The 23,906-nt window shown below is 52.5% G+C and carries 21 protein-coding genes; 20 read left to right on the top strand and 1 reads right to left on the bottom strand.

What is annotated here, in order from left to right; all coding sequences use genetic code 11:
- Positions 1–61: 61 nt before the first annotated feature.
- Positions 62–1,117: a [citrate (pro-3S)-lyase] ligase gene (gene citC / locus I2H39_RS09345; protein ID WP_138306639.1), complete on the bottom strand. Its 1,056-nt coding sequence runs from the start codon at positions 1,115–1,117 to the stop codon at positions 62–64.
- Positions 1,118–1,369: 252 nt separating this feature from the next.
- Between citC and I2H39_RS09340 the strand changes: the two genes are divergently transcribed.
- The 20 genes from I2H39_RS09340 (at position 1,370) to I2H39_RS09245 (ending at position 23,771) form a co-directional block, all read left to right on the top strand.
- Positions 1,370–3,040, top strand: coding sequence for an ABC transporter substrate-binding protein (locus I2H39_RS09340; protein WP_138306640.1), 1,671 nt, complete (start codon positions 1,370–1,372; stop codon positions 3,038–3,040).
- Between the two features lie 124 nt (positions 3,041–3,164).
- Entirely contained in the window at positions 3,165–4,145 is a 981-nt protein-coding gene (locus tag I2H39_RS09335) for an ABC transporter ATP-binding protein (protein ID WP_138306641.1), read from the top strand.
- Positions 4,138–5,157, top strand: a complete 1,020-nt coding sequence (locus I2H39_RS09330; protein WP_138306642.1) for an oligopeptide/dipeptide ABC transporter ATP-binding protein — start codon at positions 4,138–4,140, stop codon at positions 5,155–5,157. The genes I2H39_RS09335 and I2H39_RS09330 overlap by 8 nt, the downstream gene beginning before the upstream one ends.
- The gene (locus I2H39_RS09325; RefSeq protein ID WP_138306643.1) at positions 5,154–6,101 is read left to right on the top strand and encodes an ABC transporter permease; all 948 of its coding nucleotides are present in this window, start codon (positions 5,154–5,156) and stop codon (positions 6,099–6,101) included. Before I2H39_RS09330 ends, I2H39_RS09325 begins: the two co-directional genes overlap by 4 nt.
- Positions 6,102–6,142: 41 nt before the next feature.
- On the top strand, positions 6,143–7,177 hold the full coding sequence (locus I2H39_RS09320; RefSeq protein ID WP_227146396.1) for an ABC transporter permease: 1,035 nt from the start codon (positions 6,143–6,145) through the stop codon (positions 7,175–7,177).
- A 43-nt stretch (positions 7,178–7,220) separates the two neighbouring features.
- Complete coding sequence (locus I2H39_RS09315; RefSeq protein ID WP_138306644.1) at positions 7,221–8,114, top strand: LysR family transcriptional regulator; 894 nt, start codon at positions 7,221–7,223, stop codon at positions 8,112–8,114.
- 231 nt (positions 8,115–8,345) lie between these two features.
- Complete coding sequence (locus I2H39_RS09310; protein WP_138306645.1) at positions 8,346–9,524, top strand: efflux RND transporter periplasmic adaptor subunit; 1,179 nt, start codon at positions 8,346–8,348, stop codon at positions 9,522–9,524.
- 14 nt (positions 9,525–9,538) lie between these two features.
- Positions 9,539–12,592, top strand: coding sequence for an efflux RND transporter permease subunit (locus I2H39_RS09305; protein ID WP_138306646.1), 3,054 nt, complete (start codon positions 9,539–9,541; stop codon positions 12,590–12,592).
- A gap of 531 nt (positions 12,593–13,123) precedes the next feature.
- Positions 13,124–13,432, top strand: a complete 309-nt coding sequence (locus tag I2H39_RS09300) for a hypothetical protein (protein ID WP_227146399.1) — start codon at positions 13,124–13,126, stop codon at positions 13,430–13,432.
- A gap of 33 nt (positions 13,433–13,465) precedes the next feature.
- Positions 13,466–15,466, top strand: coding sequence for a V-type ATP synthase subunit I (locus I2H39_RS09295; RefSeq protein ID WP_240305270.1), 2,001 nt, complete (start codon positions 13,466–13,468; stop codon positions 15,464–15,466).
- Between the two features lie 2 nt (positions 15,467–15,468).
- Positions 15,469–15,951 (top strand): V-type ATP synthase subunit K, encoded by a 483-nt coding sequence (locus tag I2H39_RS09290; protein WP_002568369.1) that lies wholly within the window; start codon positions 15,469–15,471, stop codon positions 15,949–15,951.
- Positions 15,952–15,993: 42 nt separating this feature from the next.
- The gene (locus tag I2H39_RS09285; protein ID WP_138306649.1) at positions 15,994–16,587 is read left to right on the top strand and encodes a V-type ATP synthase subunit E; all 594 of its coding nucleotides are present in this window, start codon (positions 15,994–15,996) and stop codon (positions 16,585–16,587) included.
- Positions 16,588–16,608: 21 nt separating this feature from the next.
- On the top strand, positions 16,609–17,577 hold the full coding sequence (locus I2H39_RS09280; RefSeq protein WP_138306650.1) for a V-type ATPase subunit: 969 nt from the start codon (positions 16,609–16,611) through the stop codon (positions 17,575–17,577).
- Positions 17,570–17,890, top strand: a complete 321-nt coding sequence (locus I2H39_RS09275; protein WP_002568366.1) for a V-type ATP synthase subunit F — start codon at positions 17,570–17,572, stop codon at positions 17,888–17,890. Before I2H39_RS09280 ends, I2H39_RS09275 begins: the two co-directional genes overlap by 8 nt.
- 15 nt (positions 17,891–17,905) lie before the next feature.
- The gene (locus I2H39_RS09270; RefSeq protein WP_138306651.1) at positions 17,906–19,681 is read left to right on the top strand and encodes a V-type ATP synthase subunit A; all 1,776 of its coding nucleotides are present in this window, start codon (positions 17,906–17,908) and stop codon (positions 19,679–19,681) included.
- Positions 19,681–21,054 carry a V-type ATP synthase subunit B gene (locus I2H39_RS09265; protein WP_002568364.1) on the top strand — a complete coding sequence of 458 codons (1,374 nt, stop codon included), beginning with the start codon at positions 19,681–19,683 and terminating at the stop codon, positions 21,052–21,054. The genes I2H39_RS09270 and I2H39_RS09265 overlap by 1 nt, the downstream gene beginning before the upstream one ends.
- A gap of 107 nt (positions 21,055–21,161) precedes the next feature.
- On the top strand, positions 21,162–21,845 hold the full coding sequence (locus I2H39_RS09260) for a V-type ATP synthase subunit D (protein WP_138306652.1): 684 nt from the start codon (positions 21,162–21,164) through the stop codon (positions 21,843–21,845).
- 160 nt (positions 21,846–22,005) lie between these two features.
- Entirely contained in the window at positions 22,006–22,746 is a 741-nt protein-coding gene (locus I2H39_RS09255) for a TlpA disulfide reductase family protein (RefSeq protein ID WP_195626301.1), read from the top strand.
- Between the two features lie 19 nt (positions 22,747–22,765).
- On the top strand, positions 22,766–22,915 hold the full coding sequence (locus I2H39_RS09250; protein WP_195469880.1) for a CD1871A family CXXC motif-containing protein: 150 nt from the start codon (positions 22,766–22,768) through the stop codon (positions 22,913–22,915).
- A 13-nt stretch (positions 22,916–22,928) separates the two neighbouring features.
- The gene (locus I2H39_RS09245; protein WP_195626300.1) at positions 22,929–23,771 is read left to right on the top strand and encodes a 4Fe-4S binding protein; all 843 of its coding nucleotides are present in this window, start codon (positions 22,929–22,931) and stop codon (positions 23,769–23,771) included.
- Positions 23,772–23,906 lie beyond the last annotated feature (135 nt).

Raw genomic sequence — 23,906 nt, 5'->3', positions numbered from 1 at the left:
CCATAATGCGGAGGGGATGGCTATCCTGGTTTTTACTTTTATTGGATATGGTTTGTCCTGATTAATAGTGCACCACATCTTCTGCCTGGCGGATTCTGCTAAGAACAGGGACAGCTTCCTCACTGAGCAGGTACCTCAGGGTGGATGGCGGCACAAGGGACGGCAGAAGCTCCATCTGGTTTTCCTTGATAGCCCTGCGGACTGTGGAAGCGCTGATGGCAGCGCCGTTCTGCTGTATGCGGGGGATAACAGTGCATTGGATTCCGGCTTTTGGCAGTTCTGTTTCCATAATCCGGTTATAGATACCTGTTACCTGGCTGTGAGGCTCCTCACCCACGTAGCGTCTGCGGATTCCCAGGGCGGCGGCGATTTTTGCAAAGATGGCCAGGTCCAGCCGCGCATGGCTTTCAATGACAGCGTCCATGTCTTTTTGGAAGTAGCTGGGAAAGGTGGCGCTGCTGATGATATAGGGGCCGCTGTCATGATATATGAGATTGCTCAAGTGGGCGGTACCCTCCATTACCAGGCGCCTGCGCACCTGGAAGGGCACAAGGCTTGCCTCCTCGCTGACCATGAACAGGTGGACAGTGTCATTTTCCTCCGCTGCCCGTTCTGTCAGATACAGATGGCCGAGGGTGAAGGGATTGGCGTTCATCACCAGGGCAGCGCATCTTTCACGGGGGGCATGGATGCCGGACTCCCCGGAGAGCCTCTGTAAATAGGAGGAAAATCCATTTCTCCGGTTTTCCATAAAAACCACCTGGCCGTCTATCCGTGCAATTTCATAGAAACCAAGGTCCCCAAAGAAACGGGCGGAACTGCATTTTGTATACAGGAACAGGTGGGTATTTCCGCGGGATACCTGAATTTCCATAAGATGGGTCATGATTTGGTTCATAAGCCCCTCGCCCTGATGGCTGCTGCTCACGGCCAGACACCGGAGCGTATTGCCAAAACAGCTGCCGGTGGCTATCAGATTCATGTCCTCATCAAACATGCCGCAGGTATAGTCCAGGTTACCGTCCCTGCGGATGCCTTCTGCTGTCAGCAGCCGGTCCAGCTGCTGGCTGGCGGCTTTGTCTTTGGGGCTGATTTGTGATATGAAATAATCCGACATACGTTGCTCCTTTTACGCTTTCTACCTTTATTCTATAGCAGTTTGGAGTAAATTTCCACTTTATTTTGAAAGCCGGGGGGATTGAGCTATTGACATTTATAGCATGTAATGATATAAATAAAACCATACTAATTTACTATGAATAGTGTGGTTTTGTCACATGACTCAGCGCCGCGCTGTGCAGAGATGTACAATAGGTGCCGGCGGCCGGGGCGCATCTATGGGCGCTCCATGGTTTTAAGGAGGAGATTTATGAAATATACAAAAGGAACAGCAGGAAGAATGGCAGGCAGATGTCTTGCCCTGGCTGTATCTGCGGTTATGGTTCTGTCAGCAGCAGGATGCGCGGGCAAAGGCGGCAGCCAGCCGTCAGGGCAGACGGAGTCAGGTCAGACCCAGGCAGCTGCCTCTGACGGCGGGAAAATCGTCAACATTGGCGTGACCAGCTCCCTTAATACGCTGAATCCGCTGCTGATGGACGGTGTGGAGATGAATAAATATGCCACGGGCCTCATGTTTCTGCCGCTGATGGAACTGGACCAGAACATGGAGTTTGAAGGAATGCTGGCAGATTCCGTGACAGCGGAGGATGAGAGGAATTTCCTGGTGCACATTGACGATAAGGCGGTATGGTCCGACGGGACTCCGGTTACGGCGGATGATGTGGTATACACGGCCCTCAGGCTGTGCAGCCCGGTTATTGGAAACCCGGCCATGATGTATTATGTATTTGAAGGCGTTGGAGACGACGGCTTTGTGGAAGAAGGGGCTGACCATGTGGAGGGGATTACCAGGGTGGATGATAAGACTGTTCGTTTTACCACCAAGGCACCCATGTCCCTAATAACCTTTAACAGCTCCTATGCCCGCTATCTCATGCCCCTTCCAAAGCATGTGATAGGGGATATTGACGAGAAGGCGCTGGCTTCAGACCCATGGTTCAGCCATCCGGACGTGGTGAGCGGTCCCTATAAGGTAACTGAATTTGACCGTGACCACTATGTGTCCTATGAGGCCAACAAGGATTACTGGAAGGGTGCTCCCGGGATTGAGCGCCTTAATATAAAAATCGTGGAAGGCAGCCAGCTCTATGCAGGCCTTAAGTCCGGGGAAATCGACATTACCCAGAACACCATGAGCACCATTCCGCTGGAGGATTATGAGAGCGTGTCGGCGCTGGAGAACGTGGAAGTCTCTTACGGCGACCCCATTACCAACCAGTCCGTGTTCATCAACACAGCCAGAATCACCGATGCAAGGGTGCGTCAGGCCATGCTGTATGCAGTGGACCGGAACCAGCTTCTGGACCAGCTTTTAAAGGGAAACGGAGAAGTGGTGGACGGTTTCCTGTCATCTGCCAGTCCTTATTTTGACAGTTCCCTGGAGCCTGTTTCCTATGACCCGGAAAAGGCAAAGAGCCTGCTGGCGGAGAGCGGATGGGACCAGAATAAGAGCATCCGTTTCTGTATTGACTCAGGGGACAGCACCTTTGTGAATGCGGCTTCTGTCATGGCTGCCCAGTGGGCTGCGGTGGGCATCAAGGCAGATATCCAGACCATGGATATCAATACCCTGATGAGCACTGCCTCCAGCGGGGATTTCGACGTGCTGGCCGTACAGTACACCTATCCGCCGGTGGACCCCTACGCGGATGTTGCCTGGCTATTAGGGGGTGAGGGAAGCTGGACCGGCTATACCAATCCGGAGGTGGAGGAAGCCTTGGCAAATGTGGCCCTGACAAATGACAAGGACAAGCTGAAAGAATTGTATGGGATTGTGGACAGAAATGTCCAGGAAGATGTGCCTATGTTTTCCGCCTACATTATCAAGACCATGGCGGCAGCCAATAAACGTCTGACCGGAGTTAAGCCCAGTGTCTATGGCTTCCTCAACCATGTGGAGCAGTGGGATGTGTCCAGGTAGGATGGGTCCCGTCAGGACAACCCAATAATCAGAAAGAGTGAACGGATTCCCGGAGGGCATATGCTCTCTGGGTATCTTCATTCATGGGAAATCAGCGATTAATATGAAGAAATGAGGAAACAGTATGTCACATATTCTGGAAGTCGCGAATCTGGAAGTCACATTTTCCGGCGACGGGGGGAAGAATATAGGTGTGGACCATGTGGGATTCCATGTGGATTCAGGGGAAGTGGTCTGTATTGTGGGGGAGTCCGGCTGCGGAAAGAGTGTCACATCCCTGTCTGTCATGGGACTTTTGGGAAAAGGCGGGAAGGTGACCAGCGGCCAGGTCCTGTTTGAGGGAAAGGATTTGCTCTCCATGACTGAGAGGGAGCTGGACGAAGTCAGGGGAGACCGCCTGACCATGATATTCCAGGACCCCCTTACCTCCCTTAACCCTGTATTTACCATTGGAAGCCAGATGACGGAGAGTATCCGCGCCCATATGGGGCTGGGAAAGGATGAGGCCAGGGAACGGGCATTGTATCTTCTTAAGAAGGTGGGGCTGCCGGATACCCTTTCGGTCATGAAAAAATACCCTCACCTGCTGTCAGGGGGGATGCGCCAGCGTGTCATGATTGCAATGGCTCTTTCCTGCAATCCGTCCCTTCTGATTGCCGACGAGCCCACCACAGCCCTGGATGTGACGATTCAGGCCCAGATTATGGAGCTGATTCTGGAGCTTAAGGAGGAGATGGGCATGGCGGTGCTGCTTATCACCCACGACATGGGATTGGTGGCCCAGATGGCTGACCGGGTACTGGTGATGTATGCAGGCCAGCTCATTGAGCAGGCCCGTGTCCTGGAGCTGTTTGACCATCCGTCCCATCCTTATACCAGGGCTCTTCTGCGCTCCGTGCCCGGCATCCGGGATGATGAGGACAGAAGACTGGAATCCATAGAGGGAATTGTGCCGGAGCACTATGACAGAATACGGGGCTGCCGTTTCGCAAGGAGATGTCCCTACAGGGCCGGGATGTGCACAGAGCCCCAGCAGGAGATAACGGTTGGGGATTCCCATACTGTGCGCTGCTGCCGGGCGGAGGAGGTGCTGGCGGATGGCTGATAAAACGCGTATTCCTCTGCTTTCGGCAGAGGGACTGAAAAAATACTATACGGCTAAGTCAGGCATGTTTTCCCGTTCCGCCGGCGTGGTGCGGGCTGTGGACGGCGTATCCTTTCAGCTGTTTGAGGGGGAGACGCTGGGACTGGTGGGAGAATCCGGCTGCGGCAAATCTACTTTGGGACGCCAGCTGGTGGGCCTGGAGCATCCCACGGGAGGAAGGGTCATCTACGACGGAAAGGACCTGGGCAATATGAGCCAGGCCCAGATGAAGCCCTTCCGCACCCAGCTGCAGATGATATTCCAGGACTCCTATTCATCCCTGAATCCCAGGAAACATGTGTATGAAATACTGGCAGAACCCATGCTGTACCATGGCCTGGCCGGGCGGGGGGATATATATTCACGGGTGGAGAAGCTTTTGGATATGGTGGGTCTTCCGCGAAACTGTCTGGGAAGGTATCCCCATGAATTCTCAGGAGGGCAGAGGCAGCGCATAGGCATTGCCAGGGCCCTGTCCTTAAACCCCAGGCTGCTGGTATGCGATGAGCCGGTCAGCGCCCTGGATGTGTCCATCCAGGCCCAGATACTGAACCTGCTCAGGGATTTGCAGAAGGAGCTGGGACTGACCTGTATCTTCATCGGTCATGGACTGGGAGCTGTGAACTATGTCAGCGACCGGATTGCTGTCATGTATCTGGGAAAAATGGTGGAGATTGCGGACCGGAAGGAGCTGTTTGCCCATCCCCTCCACCCGTATTCCAGGGCGCTGTTTGAGGCGGTGCCCATAGCTGACCCGCGAAACCGCAGGAAACGGTCTGCGGGAATCATCGGCGGTGAAACAGCCTCAAATGTAAATATGCCCTCAGGATGTCCCTTCCACCCCAGATGCCCTCACTGTAAGGAGGAGTGCATGAGCGGGGAAACGGAGCTGAAACCGGCTGCTCCGGGAAGCAGCCATCTGACAGCCTGTATCCGGTATAAAGAACTAGAGAAAGAGGGTGAACAGGCATGACAAACTATATCTTAAAGCGCATACTGATTGCCATTCCAACCCTGCTTGGCATTACCATCATTGACTATGCCATTATGTGTTTCGCAGGCAGTCCCCTGGAAATGCTTCAGGGAGCCCGTATTTCCCAGGAAGCTATCGCCGCCAAGGAGGCAGCCATGGGATTGGACAAGCCTTTCTATATACAATATTTTATCTGGCTGGGACAGCTTCTTTCGGGAAACATGGGGTATTCCGTGAAATCCTATGAGGCGGTCAGCGCCATGATTGGAAGCCATCTGGGCCCCACCCTTCTCCTGATGGGGGTGTCGCTGATTGTAAGCCTTATCATGTCGGTTCCCGCCGGTATCTACAGCGCCATCCACCAGTATTCCAGGGGGGATTACGCCGTGGTGACAGCCTCCTTTTTCGGAAGCAGCATACCCGGATTCTTCCTGTCCCTGCTGCTGGTGTACCTGTTTACCGTGAACCTGGGAATCCTGCCCTCCGGAGGTATGACAACCCTGGGCACGGCAGGCGGTGCAGCGGATGTGGCGGCCCATATGATAATGCCCGTGCTGGTGCTGTCTGTTTCCATGGCAGGGACCAATATCCGCTATATCCGCAGCGCCATGCTGGAAATCCTCCAGCAGGATTATCTGCGCACGGCCAGGGCCAAGGGAATCGGCCGCAGAAGGGTCATATATAAGCACGCCCTGCGCAATGCCCTGGTGCCCATTGTGACGGTCATTGGCATGCAGATACCGGTGCTGTTTGGGGGCGCGGTTATTGTGGAGCAGCTGTTTTCCTGGCCCGGCCTGGGGCTTATGACCATGAGCGCCATCCTGAACCGGGATTACCCGGTGATTATGGGGGTCTGCCTGCTTTCCGCGGTGGTGGTGCTGGCAGCCAACCTGGTGACGGATATTCTGTACGCCATCGTAAATCCGGCTATTCAGTATGACTGACAGACCGGCGTAAGCACATAACAGGAGTAAGCATAGATAGAATGAAAATGAACAGAAAGAACCCTTACGGGGATATTGGAAGAGAAAATTACTGGCAGACTGTCAGACGGCGGTTTCTGCACCACCGCCTGGCCTGCATCAGCCTGGTGGTGCTGGCGGTCATCTGCGCAGCAGCTGTCCTGGCGCCTGTCATAGCACCCTATGACCCGGACGCCATCGCAGGGCCTTTTGGAGCCCCGCCAAGCCTGCAGTTCCTGCTGGGGACGGACCAGATTGGCCGGGACATGCTCTCGCGCCTGTTATACGCAACACGTATCTCCCTGCTGGTGGGGGTGCTGGCCACGGCCATATCCACGGCCATAGGAGTCAGCCTGGGACTGCTGGGAGGATACTTCGGAGGCTGGCTGGACATAGCCATTATGCGTTTTACGGACATGGTTATGTCATTTCCCTATATATTGCTGGTGCTGGTGGCTGCCGCCATCTTTGAGCCGGGACTCTGGAGTATTATTCTGATTCTCGGATTTGTGGACTGGCCCGGCATTGCCCGTCTGGTCAGGGGCAATGTGCTGAGTCTGCGGGAGACAAACTTTGTCAAGAGCAGTATTGTGGCGGGAATGCCTGCCAGACATATCCTTTTTTCAGAGATACTTCCCAATACCGTGGCGCCTATTCTGGTGTACGCCACCTCGGTCATGGCCCTGTCCATGCTGGACGAGGCTTCACTCAGCTTCCTGGGCATGGGAGTGCAGCCTCCCACGGCCAGCCTGGGCAACATGTTAAACAGCGCCCAGTCCCTGACCGTGCTGACAAAGCAGCCGTGGCTCTGGATTCCTCCCGGACTTCTGATTGTGGTCCTGGTGGTTGCCATCAATTTTGTGGGCGATGCCCTGAGAGATGCCCTGGACCCTTCGGCGGTCCTGAATCTGGGCGGGGCGGACCAGGACATGCCGGAGCAGGATACGCCGGAGCAGGATATGCCGGGGCGGGATATGCCGGACCAGGATACGCCGGGGCGTGACATGCCGGTCCGGGATGCATCAGACAGGGACATGCCTGGCCGGAATATACCTTAGAAGCAGCCCGCCATATTGACAAGCACATAAAAGGAGCATGCTTATGACCATCCATCAGATAGAATGTTTCCTGGAAGCAGCCAGGACCCTTAACTTTACGGAGGCAGCCAATCATCTGTATATATCGCAGCAGGGACTGAGCCGCCAGATAGCATCCCTGGAAAAGGAGCTGGAGCTGCGGCTTTTTGACAGGACCACCAGGGATGTGAGGCTGACCCGCAGCGGCGAACTGCTCCTGTGGCGCTGGAAGGATATACCCAAGGAGATATATGATTCCGTGGATATGGCCAGGGAGGAAGGGGAGCGGGCAAAACGGCGGATTAACCTGTCCGTGGTGGGCATGAGCGGCATCATTGAGATGGCCGGAAACATACTGGCCGATTATATGGCCCAGGACCCGGATGTGGAATTTGAAATCAATGAATTTACCAATATAAAGGATATAACCAACGGAAACCCGGATTTGATGATGACTGTGAGCTTTACCCCTTCCTATGAACAGCTGAAGGAAAAATGCGGCCTCATTGTGGTAAAGAGCCTGCCCCTATATTATGTCATGTCCAAGAAAAATCCTCTGGCCCATAAGGAGGAGGTGGTCATGGAGGACTTCAGGGGAGAGACCATGCTCTGTCTTTTCAAGAATTTTTTTGCAGGTGCGGAAATGCGGTTGTTTGAACTTATTTCCAAGCAGGAGCATATTCTGCAGAAGGCCCGCTATTATGAGAATGTCAACAGCCTGGAGCTGGCAATCATTGCCAACGAGGGAATCCATATCGGGTTTAAGGAATTTTATCACAATTACGGGGACCGGCTGGTCATGCACCCCATGCCCAACTCCAGAAATCAGGCCCATGCCAGCGTAATCATAGTATGGCGTAAAGAAAATGAGAAGAGACTTGAAAGTTTTATTAAATTTTTGAAAAATAATTATAATTAACAACAACGAGTTGTTAATTATCCGTATTTTGGTGTTAGACAAAAAGGGGGGCAACTGTCTAAAATACAAGATGGTTGGTAAAAAAGAAAGAAGCCGTATTTTGGGGAAGGGCTGTGGACCAAAGCAGCTCATTTCCCTTGTTTTTTTCTGGCGCTGTATTCTTTTACATGACAGTGCCGGCGCTGTGACAGATTCTCATATTAAAAAGGACATGAAAGGAAAGAGGAGAAGATGAAAAAGGCAAGGACACGCATTATCTGGGGAATCGTGATTGTAATTATAGCAGTCATTGTGATTGCCCGAATTTTCAAAAAGGAAGAGCCTGTTGTCCCCACCCCTGACCCGGTGGTAACAGTACAGACGCCGCAGATGGGCGACATACTGCTGACAACAGACCTGGTAGGCACCATTGAGCCGGCCGACATTGTGTACATATATCCCAAGGCAGGAGGCGACGTGACAGCTGTCAACGTGAAGGCCGGGGATGTGGTTGCAGCCGGACAGGTGCTGTTAGAGATTGATACAAAGCAGGTAGATACATCCAGAAACTCCATGGATGCAGCCAAGGTGGCATGGGACGACGCACAGTCCACCCTGACCCGCATGGCTCCCCTCCATGCATCAGGTTTTGTGTCTGATAAAGAGTTTGAGGGATATCAGACTGCTGCTGAGGCCAAGAGGCTGCAGTATGAGTCTGCGAAGATTGCATATGAAAACCAGATGGAATTCAGCCATGTGACATCGCCCATAAGCGGACGGGTGGAGCAGCTGAACGTGGAGGTACATGACACGGTTGGAAATTCCAACCAGCTCTGCGTCATTGCCGGAGACAGTGGCAACAATGTGACCTTCTATGTGACGGAGAAGGTAAAGAACCATCTGAACGCAGGGGACCCTATTACGGTCATCAAAGAAGGCACAGAGTACGGCGGCAATGTCATCGAGGTCAGCAATATGGCCGAGGCATCTGTGGGCCTGTTCAAGATTAAAGCATCTGTGGACGATAATGAGGCCATGGCAGCCGGCACCAGCGTGGAACTGCGGGTTCCTTCCGCATCTGCCAGGAATACCATGCTGATTCCCAACAACTCCGTGTACTATAAAGCAGGGGATGCCTATGTGTATACATATGATAACGGCATCATCCATGAGGTGCCGGTGGAAGTGGGCATCTATGACAAGGAGAACATAGCGGTGCTTTCAGGGATTACCCTGGATGACCGGGTTCTTACCACCTGGACCTCCGAGTTAAAGGAGGGCACCAAGGTGACACTGGAGACCGAGGTGCCGGCAACCTTAGAGATGAATGGAACGGAAGCCGAAGTACAGGTAAACATGCAGGTCATCCGGGAAAACAGTCAGACAGACAAAGCTGAAAGTCCGGCCGCAGACCAGAGTCAGGCGCAGTAGAAGGAGGCAGGAAAATGGGCTTAACGAAACTTGTCTTAAAGAGACCGGTCAGTACGGTGCTTGCAATCCTGTGTCTGATTGTGTTCGGCTTGTCCTCAGTGATGAAATCACCGCTTGAGCTGATGCCGGACATGAACATGTCCATGATGATTGTAATGACCGTCTACTCCGGCGCCAGCCCTGACGATGTCAGCGAGCTGGTCACCAAACCGATTGAGGACAGGGCCAGTACCCTGAGCGGTCTGGATACCATATCCTCCCAGTCAAAAGAGAACATGTCCATCGTCATGCTGAAATATAAGTACGGCACTGACATGAACGATGCGTATGATGACCTGAAGAAGCAGATGGACCTGGCTAAGGTAGAGCTTCCCGATGATGCGGATGACCCCATCATGCTGGAGCTGAATACCAGCCTGAAGCCAAATGTTATCATGGCTGTCAGCCACGGCGAGGACGATGACCTTTACAACTATGTGAACAATAACATTGTTCCTGAATTTGAAAAGCTGTCCACGGCAGCCGAGGTTTCCATTACGGGCGGCCTCCAGAAATACATCAAAGTGGAGCTGATGCCGGAGAAGCTGAAACAGTACGGCGTATCCATGAGCTCCATTGCCAGCGATATTGCGGGCTCGGATATCACATATCCTGCAGGAGACACGGAAGTGGGAGACCAGAAGCTGTCCGTGTCAACGGAGCAGCCCTTTGAGACAATGGACAGTCTTAACGACATCCCCCTGACCGTATCCGGAAGCCAGACCGTATACCTGAGCGATGTGGCAAAGGTGTACATGGGTGCGGACGATGTGGAAAGTATTGCGCGCTATAAGGCGGAGAACGGGCTTCCTGAGGATATCGTTGCCCTGACTGTCAGCAAGCAGCAGGACGCAGCCACCCTGGATGTGTCCAAGGATGTAAAGCGTGTGGTGGGTGAGCTTACCAGACAGGACCCCACCCTTCAGATAACCATAGTGGACGATGACAAGGATTCCATCATGTCATCCCTGAGCTCCGTTATTGAGACAATGATTCTGGCCATCATCATTTCCATGGTCATCATATGGCTGTTCTTCGGGGACCTGAAGGCGTCCATGATTGTAGGAAGCTCCATCCCCGTATCCATCCTGTCGTCGCTTATCCTGATGCAGATTATGGGCTTCAGCCTGAACGTCATAACCCTGAGCGCCCTGGTACTGGGCGTCGGTATGATGGTGGATAACTCCACCGTTGTGCTGGAGAGCTGTTTCAGGGCCACGGATGATACCGGCTTCCGGGAATTTTCCAAGGCAGCCCTAAACGGTACCGGAGTGGTATACCAGTCGGTTATCGGTTCCACCCTGACCACCTGCGTGGTGTTCCTGCCGCTGGCCATGCTGGGCGGCATGACGGGACAGATGTTCCGGCCTCTGGGCTTTACCATTGTATTCTGTATGACGGCATCTCTCATATCGGCCATTACGGTGGTGCCTCTGTGCTACATGATTTATAAACCCGTGGAGAGAAAGACAGCGCCTCTGTCCAGACCGGTTGAGAAGATGCAGGAAGCCTACAGGGGAATCATGACAAAGCTCCTGAACAAGAGAGGCCTTGTCATGCTGGCTTCTGTGGCGCTCCTTCTGTTCTCCTTCTTCATCGCCAAGTTCCTGCGCGTGGAGATGATGGCTGAGGATGACCAGGGCCAGATTTCCATCACTGCAGAAGTAAAGCCGGGTATGAAGATTGACAAGGTTGACCGTGTCATGAAGCAGATAGAGGATATTATCTCCCAGCAGGAGGATGTGGAATCCTACATCACCCTTGCCGGAAGCTCGGGACTGAGCATGAGCTCCGACCCCAGCATCACTGTCTACCTTAAGAAGGACAGGAAGATGGAGACAGACCAGGTGGTCCGGCTCTGGAAACAGCAGATGGGCGGAATCTCTGATACCAACATAACCGTGGAGGCCTACTCGCAGGTAAGCGCCATGATGGGTTCGGACGATGAATATTCAGTAGACCTTCAGAGTACCAATTACAATGACCTGAAGGCGGTCAGCGACCATGTGGCGGCTGAACTGAGCAAACGTCCGGAGCTGACCAAGGTCCACTCCACCCTGGAGAATGCGGCTTCTGTCGTAAAGGTTACGGTGAATCCCATCAAGGCCAGGGCGGCAGGACTGACGCCGGCCCAGATTGGCGGCACCCTGAATAACATGCTCAGCGGCACCACGCCCACCTCCCTTAATATTGACGGAAATGATATTGATGTAAAGGTGGAGTATCCTAAGGAGCGCTATAAGACCCTGGACCAGATTGAGACAATCACCCTCCAGACGCCTAAGGGCAGCTCCGTTGCCCTGACGGATGTGGCTGATATTCACTTTGCAGACAGCCCTGCATCCATCACCAGGCAGGATAAGCAGTACCGCGCCACTATCAGCGGTATCTATACCGAGAATTCAAATAAGAACACAAAGACCCAGCTTTTAAGCGAAGTGGTGAAGCCGGCTGTAAGCAGTAATGCCAATGTGACTGTTGCCCAGAACCAGATGGATGAATCCATGGCAGAAGAGTTCACGGCTCTGTTCCAGGCCATTGCCCTGGCTGTCTTCCTGGTATTCGTGGTCATGGCGGCGCAGTTTGAGTCGCCCAAGTTCTCAATCATGGTAATGACCACCATCCCGTTCTGTCTCATTGGAGCCTTCGGACTTCTGTGGCTGGCAGACAGCGCCATCAGCATGACATCCCTTCTGGGATTCCTGATGCTGGTTGGTACGGTTGTTAACAACGGTATCCTCTATGTGGATACGGTGAACCAGTACCGCAGGGAAATGGATTTAAATACAGCCCTGGTGGAAGCAGGGGCCACCCGTCTGAGACCGATTCTCATGACTACCCTGACCACGGTTGTATCCATGGTGCCCATGGCCTTTGCTCTGGGTGACAGCGGTTCCACGACCCAGGGCCTTGCCCTTGTTAATATCGGCGGTCTGACCGCATCCACCATTCTTTCGCTGCTCATGCTTCCTGCATACTACAGCCTGATGAACGGCGGCGGAAAGAAGCGTATGATTATTGCGGATTAACCGGACACAGGCCGGAAATCAGCCGGAAGCCGGCTGGCGGACAGCGGCATATGACCGGGTGTTAAAAAGATGTTAAAAAATTACTGTTTCAAATTACAGGATTAAATGGTATGATGTTATTAAATAGGCTGTAGCTTATGACGCAGATGGAAGGCGTTGGAACTGCAGCCTATTTTTATAAAAAAATTTGTTATTAATGTAACAAATAGGTTCCGCCGGAAGTGATGTTTAAGGGGACAATTATTTTAATATGGATAGAAGTTTTTTGTATGCTGTACAAAAATATTTAGAAAGTCTAAAATTTTTTCATGAAATATTGAGAAAGTGGATTGATAAATTTTTACGCATGGGTTATAATCTATTCATATTGTACAAAAATAATAGGAAAGCCATGGACAAATACTGGATAAGTTGTCATTTTGCAACACAAACCTATGGTCCATCGTATTCCCGGAGGCATATCTGCGCAAACTAACCATATATTCCGGCAGGATAGCTAACGGGATTCCGGTACAGAAAGGGGGATTTGGATTGGCCCAGGAGACGATTGACGCAATCCGTCAGGCAGAAACGGCCGCGGAAGCAGCCGAAAAAGAAGCGGTAAAAGAGGCGGAGGCAATTGTGGCAGAGGCAAAGGCTCAGGCGGCGCAGATGAAGGCAGAGATGACGAAATCTGCCAGAGAAGGCGCGGTGGGGGCCGAGGAGGATGCCAAGGCTCAAAGCGAGCAGATGATGCAGGCAGCCGGCGCCGAGGTAGGCAAGGATTTGGAAGCATTGCAGAAAGCTGTAGCTGAGAAACAACAAAAGGCAGTTGAAGTTATCTTATCAGAGCTGCTATAGGAAGGGAGGCGCTTAAGGTTGGCAGTAGTGCCTATGAAAAAAGTGCTGATTTGTGGCCTTAAAAAAGACCGCAAGGGCACCCTTGAGCTTCTGCAGCGCCAAGGGGTACTTGAAATCAGCAATGTGCTGCAGGAAGATGACATGTTTGGCAGAATGGACGTGACGTCTTCCAAAACCGTATTTGAACGAAATGCCAATATAGCAGAGCAGGCCATTAATATTCTGGACAGGTACGCGCCTGAGGAGAAGGGCATGCTGTCCTCATTCGAAGGCAGGGAAGTACTTTCCCTGGACGAATATGAGGCCAATGCAGGCAAACACGACGAGGCCATGAAAAAGGCCTACCGCTTGCAGGAACTTGCAAAGCAGATAGGCGAGCACAGTGCAGCGATTCCGAAGCTGGAACAGCAGATGGAAGCACTGGTGCCATGGAGGTCCTTTGACCTGCCCCTTGATTTTAAGGGAACAAAGAAAACTGCGGCATTCATCGGTTCCATCCAGGATGAAATTACCCTGGAACAGGTAACAGAACAGCTTGGGGAACTGGCTCCTCAGGCAGAGACAATTGACGTGACCATTGTAAGTGCATCCAAGGAACAGACCTGTCTGTTCATTGTCTGCGGAAAACCGGATGCAGATGCAGTGGAAGATGCGCTAAAGAAAATGAATTTTGTAAAACCGCCACTGAGCCAGACAGTGCCTGCTAAACGCCAGCAGCAGCTGGAAGAAGAGCTTGCAATGGAAAAGGCGGAGATTGAGAAGGCGGAAAAGGCCGTGGCGGAGATGGCTCCGGACCGGGAGCTCATTAAGTTCGTCATGGACTACTATACCATGCGTGCTGAGAAATACGGCGTGTTAAACGGCCTGGCCCAATCAAGGCGGGTATTCTTCATAACCGGATATGTGCCTGAGAATGCGGCTCCAAAGCTGGAGAAGCTGCTTCAGGAGAAATATGAGGTGGTGGTAGAGTACACAGAGCCGGATAAGGAGGAGGATGTACCAATCCTGCTCCACAACAATAAGTTTGCAGAACCTGTGGAGGGCGTTATTGAGAGTTACAGCGTTCCGTCCAGGGGAGAGATTGATCCGTCTATGATAGTGGCGCTGTTCTACTATGTACAGTTCGGGCTTATGCTCTCGGATGCGGCTTATGGTCTTATTATGGTGGCGGGCACCGCATACTGCCTGACCAAATTCAAGAACATGGAAGCCGGAATGAAGAAGTTTATGAAGATGTTCATGTACTGCGGCATCTCCACAACATTCTGGGGTTTTATGTTCGGCAGCTTTTTCGGAGACGCGGTGAATGTTATCGCGACCACATTCTTCAACCGGCCGGATATCAGGCTTGCTCCTCTCTGGTTTGAGCCAGTAAGCCTTCCCATGAAGCTTCTGGTATTTGCATTTGGACTTGGTATTCTTCACCTGTTCATAGGACTTGGAATCAAATTCTACTCCTGTGTGAAGAACGGCAGCCTGGCTGACGGTATATATGACGCCATATTCTGGTATATGCTGGTTGGCGGCGGCATTGTTTACCTGCTGACCATGCAGATGTTTACCGAGATGCTGGGCCTTACCTTTACGCTTCCGGCAGTTGCAGGCACTGTGGCTGCTTACGCGGCAGCCATTGGTTTTGTGGGTATTGTACTTACCAGCGGAAGGGAATCCAAAAACTGGGTTAAGAGGATACTTAAGGGTCTTTACGGAGCGTACGGAGTCAGCTCATACCTGAGCGACATCCTGTCCTACTCCAGACTTCTGGCCCTGGGTCTGGCTACCAGCGTTATATCCACGGTATTTAACAAGATGGGAAGTATGATGGGCGGTTCCATTCCCGGAGCCATCATATTCATACTGGTATTTGTAATCGGACACAGCCTGAACCTGGCAATCAATGCCCTGGGCGCATATGTCCATACTAACCGTCTGCAGTATGTAGAGTTTTTTGGAAAGTTTTATGAAGGCGGCGGAAGGAAATTTGAGCCCTTTGCCGTTCACACCAAATATTATAAAGTCAAGGAGGACATTTAGTTATGGGAAATATGGGAGTTGCTTTAGCATTATTAGGAGCTGCAATCGCAGCACTTTTTGCAGGAGTAGGTTCAGCTATCGGAGTTGGTATTGCAGGTCAGGCTGCAGCCGGAGTTGTTACAGAGGACCCAAACAAGTTCAGTAAGGTTCTGGTTTTACAGCTGCTTCCCGGTACACAGGGTATTTACGGACTGCTGATTGCATTCATCACACTGACACAGATTGGTATCATGGGCGGAAGCGCTGACCTTTCTTTAGTAAAGGGTGCTTTATACCTGGCAGCATGCCTTCCTATGGGTATTGTCGGCTGGATTTCCGGCGCATCACAGGGCAAGGCGGCAGCAGCAAGTATCGGCCTGGTTGCCAAGAGACCTGAGCAGTTTGGTAAAGCTATGATTTTCCCGGCCATGGTTGAGACATACGCCATCCTGGCACTGCTGATTTCTATCCTTTCCATCTTTGGTATTGCAGGCCTTAACATCTAACAGCATACCAAATAAGGAGACATCAGGAAAGGAGAACATGGCATGGCGGGATTAGATAAAATCATCAGCCAGATTAAAGAAGAGTCCCAGAAAGCAGCGGAACGCACCAGGGCTGAAGCCCGTTCCAAGGCAGATGAGATTCTGGCACAGGCCCGTGCGGATGCAGAGAGGGAGTGCGTTGATATTGAGAGGCGCTCCAAACAGGCAGTAGCCAATATTCTGGAAAGAGGACGCACGGCAGCCGAACTTAAGAAACGCGGTGCTGTTCTGGCTGAAAAGCAAAGACTCATCGGAGCAACCATTGGGATGGCTAAGGCTGAACTCAAGGGGCTTGAAACCGGCGCCTACTTTGATATGATTCTGAAACTGGCAGTTAAATCCGCACAGCCCGGAGAAGGCGAGCTCCTGTTCTCAAAGAAGGACTTGGAACGCCTGCCCGAAGGCTTTGAGGACAGGTTAAATGCCGCGCTTAAGGACAAGGGGGCAGCGCTGCGCATATCCGGAGACACCAGGGATATAGACGGAGGTTTTGTGCTTACTTATGGAGGAATTGAGGAGAACTGTTCCATTGACGCTCTCTTTGATGCAGCCCATGAGGTATTACAGGATAAAGTGCAGGAGATTCTGTTTTCATGAACGTAGGGAGGAACTAATTAAATGGCAGACAAACAGTATGTTTATGCAGTAGCCCGCATCCGTTCCAAAGAATTGTCCCTGCTATCCGGCGCGTTTTTAGAGCAGCTGACAGCTGCAAAAGACTATGACGAGTGTATCCAGCTTCTTATGGAGAAGGGCTGGGGAGAGGACGGCATCACAAATGCCGGAGAAATCCTGGCCATAGAGAAGAGAAGGACCTGGGAACTGATTAATGAGCTGGTGGAGGATATGTCTGTATTCGACGTATTCCTGTACGCCAACGACTACCACAATCTGAAGGCAGCCATCAAGGAGGTCCGCATGGGTGATGAATACCCGGGCATCTTCATGGAGCAGGGGACTGTGGATGTGAAGCTTATACGTGAAGCGGTTCAGACCAGGGAATTCCAGAATCTTCCGGCAGCCATGAGGACGCCTGCTGAGGAGGCATACAAAGCGCTCCTTCACACCCAGGACGGACAGCTCTGCGACATCATAATCGACAAAGCAGCCCTGGATGCAATCTACCAGGCCGGCAAATCCTCAGGCAACGAGTTCCTGGAACTCTATGCGGAGCTGACGGTTGCGGCAGCAGATATAAAGACGGCGGTGCGGGCATCCCGTACCGGCAAGGACAGGGCATTCCTGGAGCAGGCGCTGGCGCCATGCGGCAGCATTAACGTTGCCCGTCTGGCTCAGGCAGCCATAGAAGGCGTGGATTCCATCGGGTCATACCTGGAAACCACGGCCTATGCAGATGCAGTGGAAGAATTACGGCGCTCACCTTCAGCTTTTGAGCGGTGGTGCGACAATCTGCTGATTCGTAAGATTAAGCCCCAGCAGTACAGCGCCTTTGGTCTGGGTCCGCTGGCAGCTTATATTCTGGCACGGGAGAACGAGATTAAATCAGTTCGGATTGTGCTTTCCGGGAAATTAAACCATCTTCCCGAGGAGTCCATCCGGGAAAGGATAAGGGAGATGTATGTATAAGATTGCAGTTATGGGCGACCGGGACAGTATCTACGGTTTTGCCAGTCTGGGTCTGGAGCCATTTCCTTTGACAGACCCGGCGGAGGCAGGAAAGAAGGTTAAGGATTTGGCAGAAAGCGGCTATGCGGTGATTTACATCACAGAGGCCCTGGCTGCCCAGATTGAACCGGAGATTAACCGCTACCGTGAGGCTGGCCTTCCGGCCATCATACTGATTCCCGGCATATCAGGCAATACGGGAAAAGGTATCCTGGCAGTTAAGAAGTCAGTGGAGCAGGCAGTTGGCTCGGATATTATATTTAATGGGCAATAACAATGGAGGTAAAAGATGAGCAAAGGCGTAATTAAAAAAGTAGCCGGTCCGCTGGTCATCGCAGAAGGCATGCGTGACGCGAACATGTTCGACGTGGTTCGAGTCAGTGAGCAGCGTCTGATTGGCGAAATTATAGAGATTCATGGCGATAAGGCTTCCGTCCAGGTATATGAGGAGACATCCGGACTGGGACCAGGGGAGCCGGTGGAATCCACAGGCGTACCCATGAGCGTGGAGCTGGGGCCTGGCCTGATTGGAAGTATATACGACGGTATCCAGCGTCCGCTGGATGCTATTATGGAAAAGACAGGCGGAAACCTTTTAAACCGCGGCGTGGAGGTTCCCTCCCTGAAGCGTGAGAAGAAGTGGACCTTCGTACCCACTGCAAATGTGGGAGACAAGGTTGGCGGCGGCGACATCATCGGTACGGTTCAGGAGACCGAGGTGGTGCAGCAGAAAATCATGATTCCGGTGGGCGTAAGCGGTACCCTTACCTATATCAGCGGCGGAGAGTATACGGTTACCGATACAGTGGCTGTTGTGACGGATGAGAAGGGACAGGAGCATCCGGTTGAACTGATGCAGAAGTGGCCTGTACGTAAAGGCCGTCCTTATCAGAGGAAACTGTCGCCTGACATGCCTCTTGTAACAGGACAGCGTGTTATTGACTGTCTGTTCCCAATTGCAAAGGGCGGTGTTGCGGCTGTTCCCGGACCTTTCGGTTCCGGCAAGACGGTTGTACAGCATCAGCTGGCCAAGTGGGCTGATGCAGACATCGTGGTTTACATTGGCTGCGGCGAGCGCGGCAACGAGATGACCGACGTTCTGAACGAGTTCCCGGAACTGAAGGACCCGAAGACAGGCAAGTCTTTGATGGAGCGTACCGTGCTGATTGCCAATACCTCCGATATGCCTGTTGCGGCCCGTGAGGCATCCATCTATACAGGTATCACCATTGCAGAGTATTTCCGCGACATGGGTTATTCCGTAGCCCTGATGGCAGACTCCACATCCCGCTGGGCCGAGGCTCTGCGTGAGATGTCAGGACGTCTGGAGGAGATGCCTGGTGAGGAAGGCTACCCCGCATACCTGGGTTCCCGTCTGGCACAGTTCTACGAGCGTGCCGGCCGTGTTATCTCCCTGGGTCAGGACAACCGCGAGGGCGCGCTCTCCGTTATCGGAGCTGTTTCCCCTGCAGGCGGTGATATATCCGAGCCGGTTACACAGGCTACCCTGCGTATCGTAAAGGTATTCTGGTCCCTGGATGCCGACCTGGCATACAAGAGACACTTCCCGGCCATCAACTGGCTGACCAGCTACTCCCTGTATGTGGACACCATGGAAAAATGGTTCAACGCAGAGGTGGAGAGCGACTGGACTGAGCTGCGCGCCCGTCTTATGCGCCTGCTGCAGGAAGAGTCTGAGTTGAATGAAATCGTTCAGCTGGTAGGTATGGATGCATTATCCGCGCCTGACCGTCTGAAACTGGAAGCAGCCCGTTCTATCCGTGAGGACTTCCTCCACCAGAACGCTTTCCATGAGATTGATACATTTACGTCCTTAAAGAAGCAGCACATGATGATGATGCTGATGCTGGCATATTATGACAAGGCAGGGGATGCATTGTCACAGGGCGTGAATATCGAGCGTCTTGTAGGCCTTCCCGTGCGCGAGGCCATCGGCCGTTTCAAATATACAGAGGAAGCTGACCTGGATAAGGTTTACGAGGATGTTATCAAAACCCTGGAGTCAGAGATTAACAGTGAGCTGAGCAGAAAGGAGGACTTCTAATGCCCAAGGAATATAGAACAATTGAAGAGGTAGCAGGTCCTATTATGCTGGTCCGCGGCGTACAGGGAGTAACCTACGATGAAATGGGAGAAATTGAGCTGGTTAACGGCGAGAGACGCCGCTGCAAGGTACTGGAGATAGACGGCGGAAATGCCATGGTACAGCTGTATGAGGCGTCTACCGGTATCAACCTGGATTCCAGTAAGGTGCGTTTCTTAGGACGTACCATGGAATTAGGCGTGTCTGAGGATATGCTCAGCCGTATGTTTGACGGCATGGGCAAGCCCATTGACGGCGGTCCCGACATCCTGCCTGAGAAGCGTATGGATATCAACGGCCTGCCTATGAACCCTGCAGCCAGAAGCTATCCTGAGGAGTTTATCCAGACCGGTGTTTCTGCCATCGATGGACTGAACACCCTGGTCCGCGGCCAGAAGCTGCCTATTTTCTCAGCATCCGGTCTTCCCCATGCCAACCTGGCTGCCCAGATTGCGCGCCAGGCAAAGGTCCGCGGCACCGACGAGTCATTCGCCGTTGTGTTTGCCGCCATGGGTATCACCTTCGAGGAGGCCAACTTCTTCATGGAGAGCTTCCGTGAGACAGGCGCTATCGACCGAAGCGTCATGTTCATCAACCTGGCTAACGACCCTGCCGTAGAGCGTATCGCTACCCCGCGTATGGCGCTGACAGCAGCAGAGTACCTGGCATTTGAGAAGAACATGCACGTACTGGTTATCCTGACTGATATTACAAACTACGCAGACTCCCTGCGTGAGATTTCCGCAGCCCGTAAGGAAGTTCCCGGACGTCGCGGTTATCCCGGATATATGTACACTGACCTGGCTTCCCTGTATGAGAGAGCCGGACGTCAGAAGGGCAAGAACGGCTCCATCACCATGATTCCCATTCTTACCATGCCTGAGGATGATAAGACTCATCCCATTCCTGACCTTACAGGCTACATCACTGAGGGACAGATTATCCTGAGCCGTGAGCTGTACCGTAAGAATGTAACGCCTCCAATTGATGTACTGCCATCCCTGTCCCGTCTTAAGGATAAGGGTATCGGCGAAGGCAAGACACGCGCAGACCATGCAGATGTCATGAACCAGCTCTTTGCAGCCTATGCCCGTGGTAAGGACGCAAAGGAACTGATGATTATTCTGGGCGAGGCAGCCCTGACTGATATGGATAAGCTGTACGCCAAGTTTGCTGACGAGTTCGAGAAGGAGTATGTATCCCAGGGCTATTACGCTGACCGTGATATCGAAGAGACCATGGAAATCGGCTGGAAGCTTCTGCGCATCCTCCCAAGGAGCGAGCTGAAACGTATTAAGGACAAATTCCTTGATTTATACTACGAAGCAAAATAACTGGCAGTCACAGCCCGGCAGGAAACATGCGGGCGCCGCGGCCCTCCGCCATGTGCGGATAAGACGCGCTCCCGGTTTCCGGCCGGCAGAAAGGAAGTTGACATAACATGGGTGCAAAACATGTAAATCCCACCCGTATGGAGCTTACCCGCCTTAAGAAAAAGCTGGCGACAGCCATCCGCGGACATAAGCTCCTGAAAGACAAGCGGGATGAATTGATGCGTCAGTTCCTGGACCTGGTGCGTGAGAACAAGGCCCTCCGCGAGAAGGTGGAGGCAGGCATCGCTGCGGCTAACCAGAATTTCGTGCTGGCACGTTCCGGCATGACAGACGAGGCCCTGAACGTAGCCCTGATGGCTCCCAAGCAGGAGGTCTATCTGGAAACTGAGACTAAGAACGTCATGAGTGTGGAGATTCCTGTGTTCAAATATAAGACCAGGACTTCAGACCCAAACGACATCTATTCCTACGGCTTTGCATTTACTTCCAGTGACCTGGATGATGCGGTGAAGAGTCTGGCAGATTTACTGCCCGACATGCTGCGTCTGGCTGAGTGCGAAAAATCCTGCCAGCTCATGGCAGCGGAGATTGAAAAGACCCGCCGCCGTGTAAATGCGCTGGAGCACGTGATGATTCCCGATACCCAGTCAAACATCCGCTATATCACCATGAAGCTGGATGAGAATGAGCGAAGCTCCCAGACAAGGCTTATGAAGGTAAAGGATATGATGCTTGAGCAGGCACACCACTACAGTGAGCGGGAAGTGGTTCCCGTGATAGATGAGGTGTAGAGGCATCTTCATGAAAGCTTAATAAAACTTTCATAGAAACCCCATAAAGCCGGGTGGACAGAAAATAATAATTATGTTAGAGTAAAACCCAGAGAATGGCACAGGTGGCGTTCTCTGGGTTTTTTGTCTATTCCAATAGTTGAAAAGGGAGGAATAACACATGAGGAAAGAACGGTTTTACACGGATAAAGGGGCTGTGAAGAGGACTGCGGCCGGCGCTATGCTGGCCCTCTTCCTGGCCCTGCAGATAACGGGATGCAGCCAGAGCGCGGGCCAGGATAAGGCTGACCGGACAACAGAACAAACAGAAGGGAGCAGTAAGGCAGCAGACCGGGAGCAGTCCGCAGACCGGGAGCAGTCCGCAGACCGGGAGCAGTCCGCAGACGGCGGTAAGGCAGCAGGCCGGGAACAGCCCGGCCAGGACGGCCAGGCAGCGGCTGGTCAGGGAGACAGCGTCATTGAGTATAAGCCGGGCATGCCCATTAAGGAGGGCGTGGCAGCGCCTGATTTTACAGGGGAACTTATGGACGGCTCCAGTATTACCCTGTCCGAGCTGCAGGGCAAGCCTGTTATCATCAATTTCTGGGCGACCTGGTGCGGTCCGTGCGTCAAGGAAATGCCTGCATTTGAGCGTCTGAAGGAGGATTTTGGGGATAAAATCGGCATTATCGCGGTGAACTGCGGGGATGATGCCGAGACTGTAAAGGACTTTGTGGAGGAGAACGGCTACACCTTCCCGGTGGTCCTGGATGAGGAGTATTCCATATCCATGCTGTACCCCACTAATTCCATTCCCTATACAGTGGTTCTGGATGCAGAGGGAAAGGTAACCCATATATCCACAGGAGCCCTGGACGCTGACACCATGTATGAGAGATATAAGGAAGCCCTTGGGGTGTAAGGGACGGAGCGGTGATGAGATGATGGATTGGTGCAGACAGAATAAGACGGCTGCCGTCCTTCTGGTCCTGGGCGTGGTTTTCCTGTGCATCGGAGCAGCCCAGGGAGGATACCAGGATACCCTGCGCAAGGCAGTCAGGGTATGCCTGGAATGTATCGGAATCGGGTGAGAGGACAGAAGTGATGAAACGTCGTTTGATACAGCTTTGTGCAGCATTATTATACAACCTGAACCTGAAGGGATTTGCAGAGGCGTCTATTTACAAGGGAAAGTCCAAAGGACTGTGCGTACCGGGACTTAACTGCTACTCATGTCCGGGGGCCGTTGGTTCCTGTCCGCTGGGTACCCTGCAGAACGCCCTGTCCGCCATGGACAGGAAGCTTCCTTTCTATATATTGGGGGTTCTGCTGCTTTTTGGAGTTACCCTGGGAAGGACCATATGCGGTTTTCTGTGTCCCTTTGGTCTGGTGCAGGAGCTTCTTTACAAGATACCTGTGCCCAAGGTAAAGAAAAACCGTGTCACCCAGGTCCTTTCCAAGGCAAAATATGTGATACTGGCAGTGTTTGTCATTATTCTGCCGGTGGTGTTCAAGATGGTTTCCGGTCTTCCGGTTCCGGCCTTCTGCAAGTACATATGTCCGGCGGGAACCCTGGAAGGAGGAATCCCTCTGGTTCTTTTGGATGAGTCGCTGGGCGGTCTGGCAGGCGCCCTTTTTAACTGGAAGGTTTTTGTACTGGCAGTGATACTGGCAAGCGCCTGCTTTGTGTACAGAAGTTTCTGCCGGTTTCTCTGTCCTCTGGGTGCCGTCTATTCCCTGTTTGCCCCGGCGGCTCTGTTTGGCGTGAAGATTGACAGGGATGCCTGTACGGACTGCGGGCGCTGTGTCAGGACCTGCAGAATGGATATCAGGCAGGTGGGAGACAGGGAATGCATCCAGTGCGGCGAGTGCATGAAGGAGTGCAGCGCGGATGCCATTTACTGGAAGAAGCCCTGGGATGTGAAGGGAAAGAAAAACAAAGATTAAGAGCAGGACGCTGTAAAGAAGCTGTTAAAACAGCCTTGGCAGCGTCCTGTTTTTGCGTTTCTATGCTGTTTTTGTCCTGGTTCCAGGTAAAACAGGTCAATCTATATATTGAATTATCCCCGAAAATGTGGTATC

This window comes from Clostridium sp. 1001283B150225_161107_B6 (assembly GCF_015556325.1).
GTDB lineage: Bacteria > Bacillota > Clostridia > Lachnospirales > Lachnospiraceae > Enterocloster.
The sequence above is the reverse complement of the archived record's forward strand: the minus strand, read 5'-3'. Positions and strand labels throughout refer to the sequence as shown.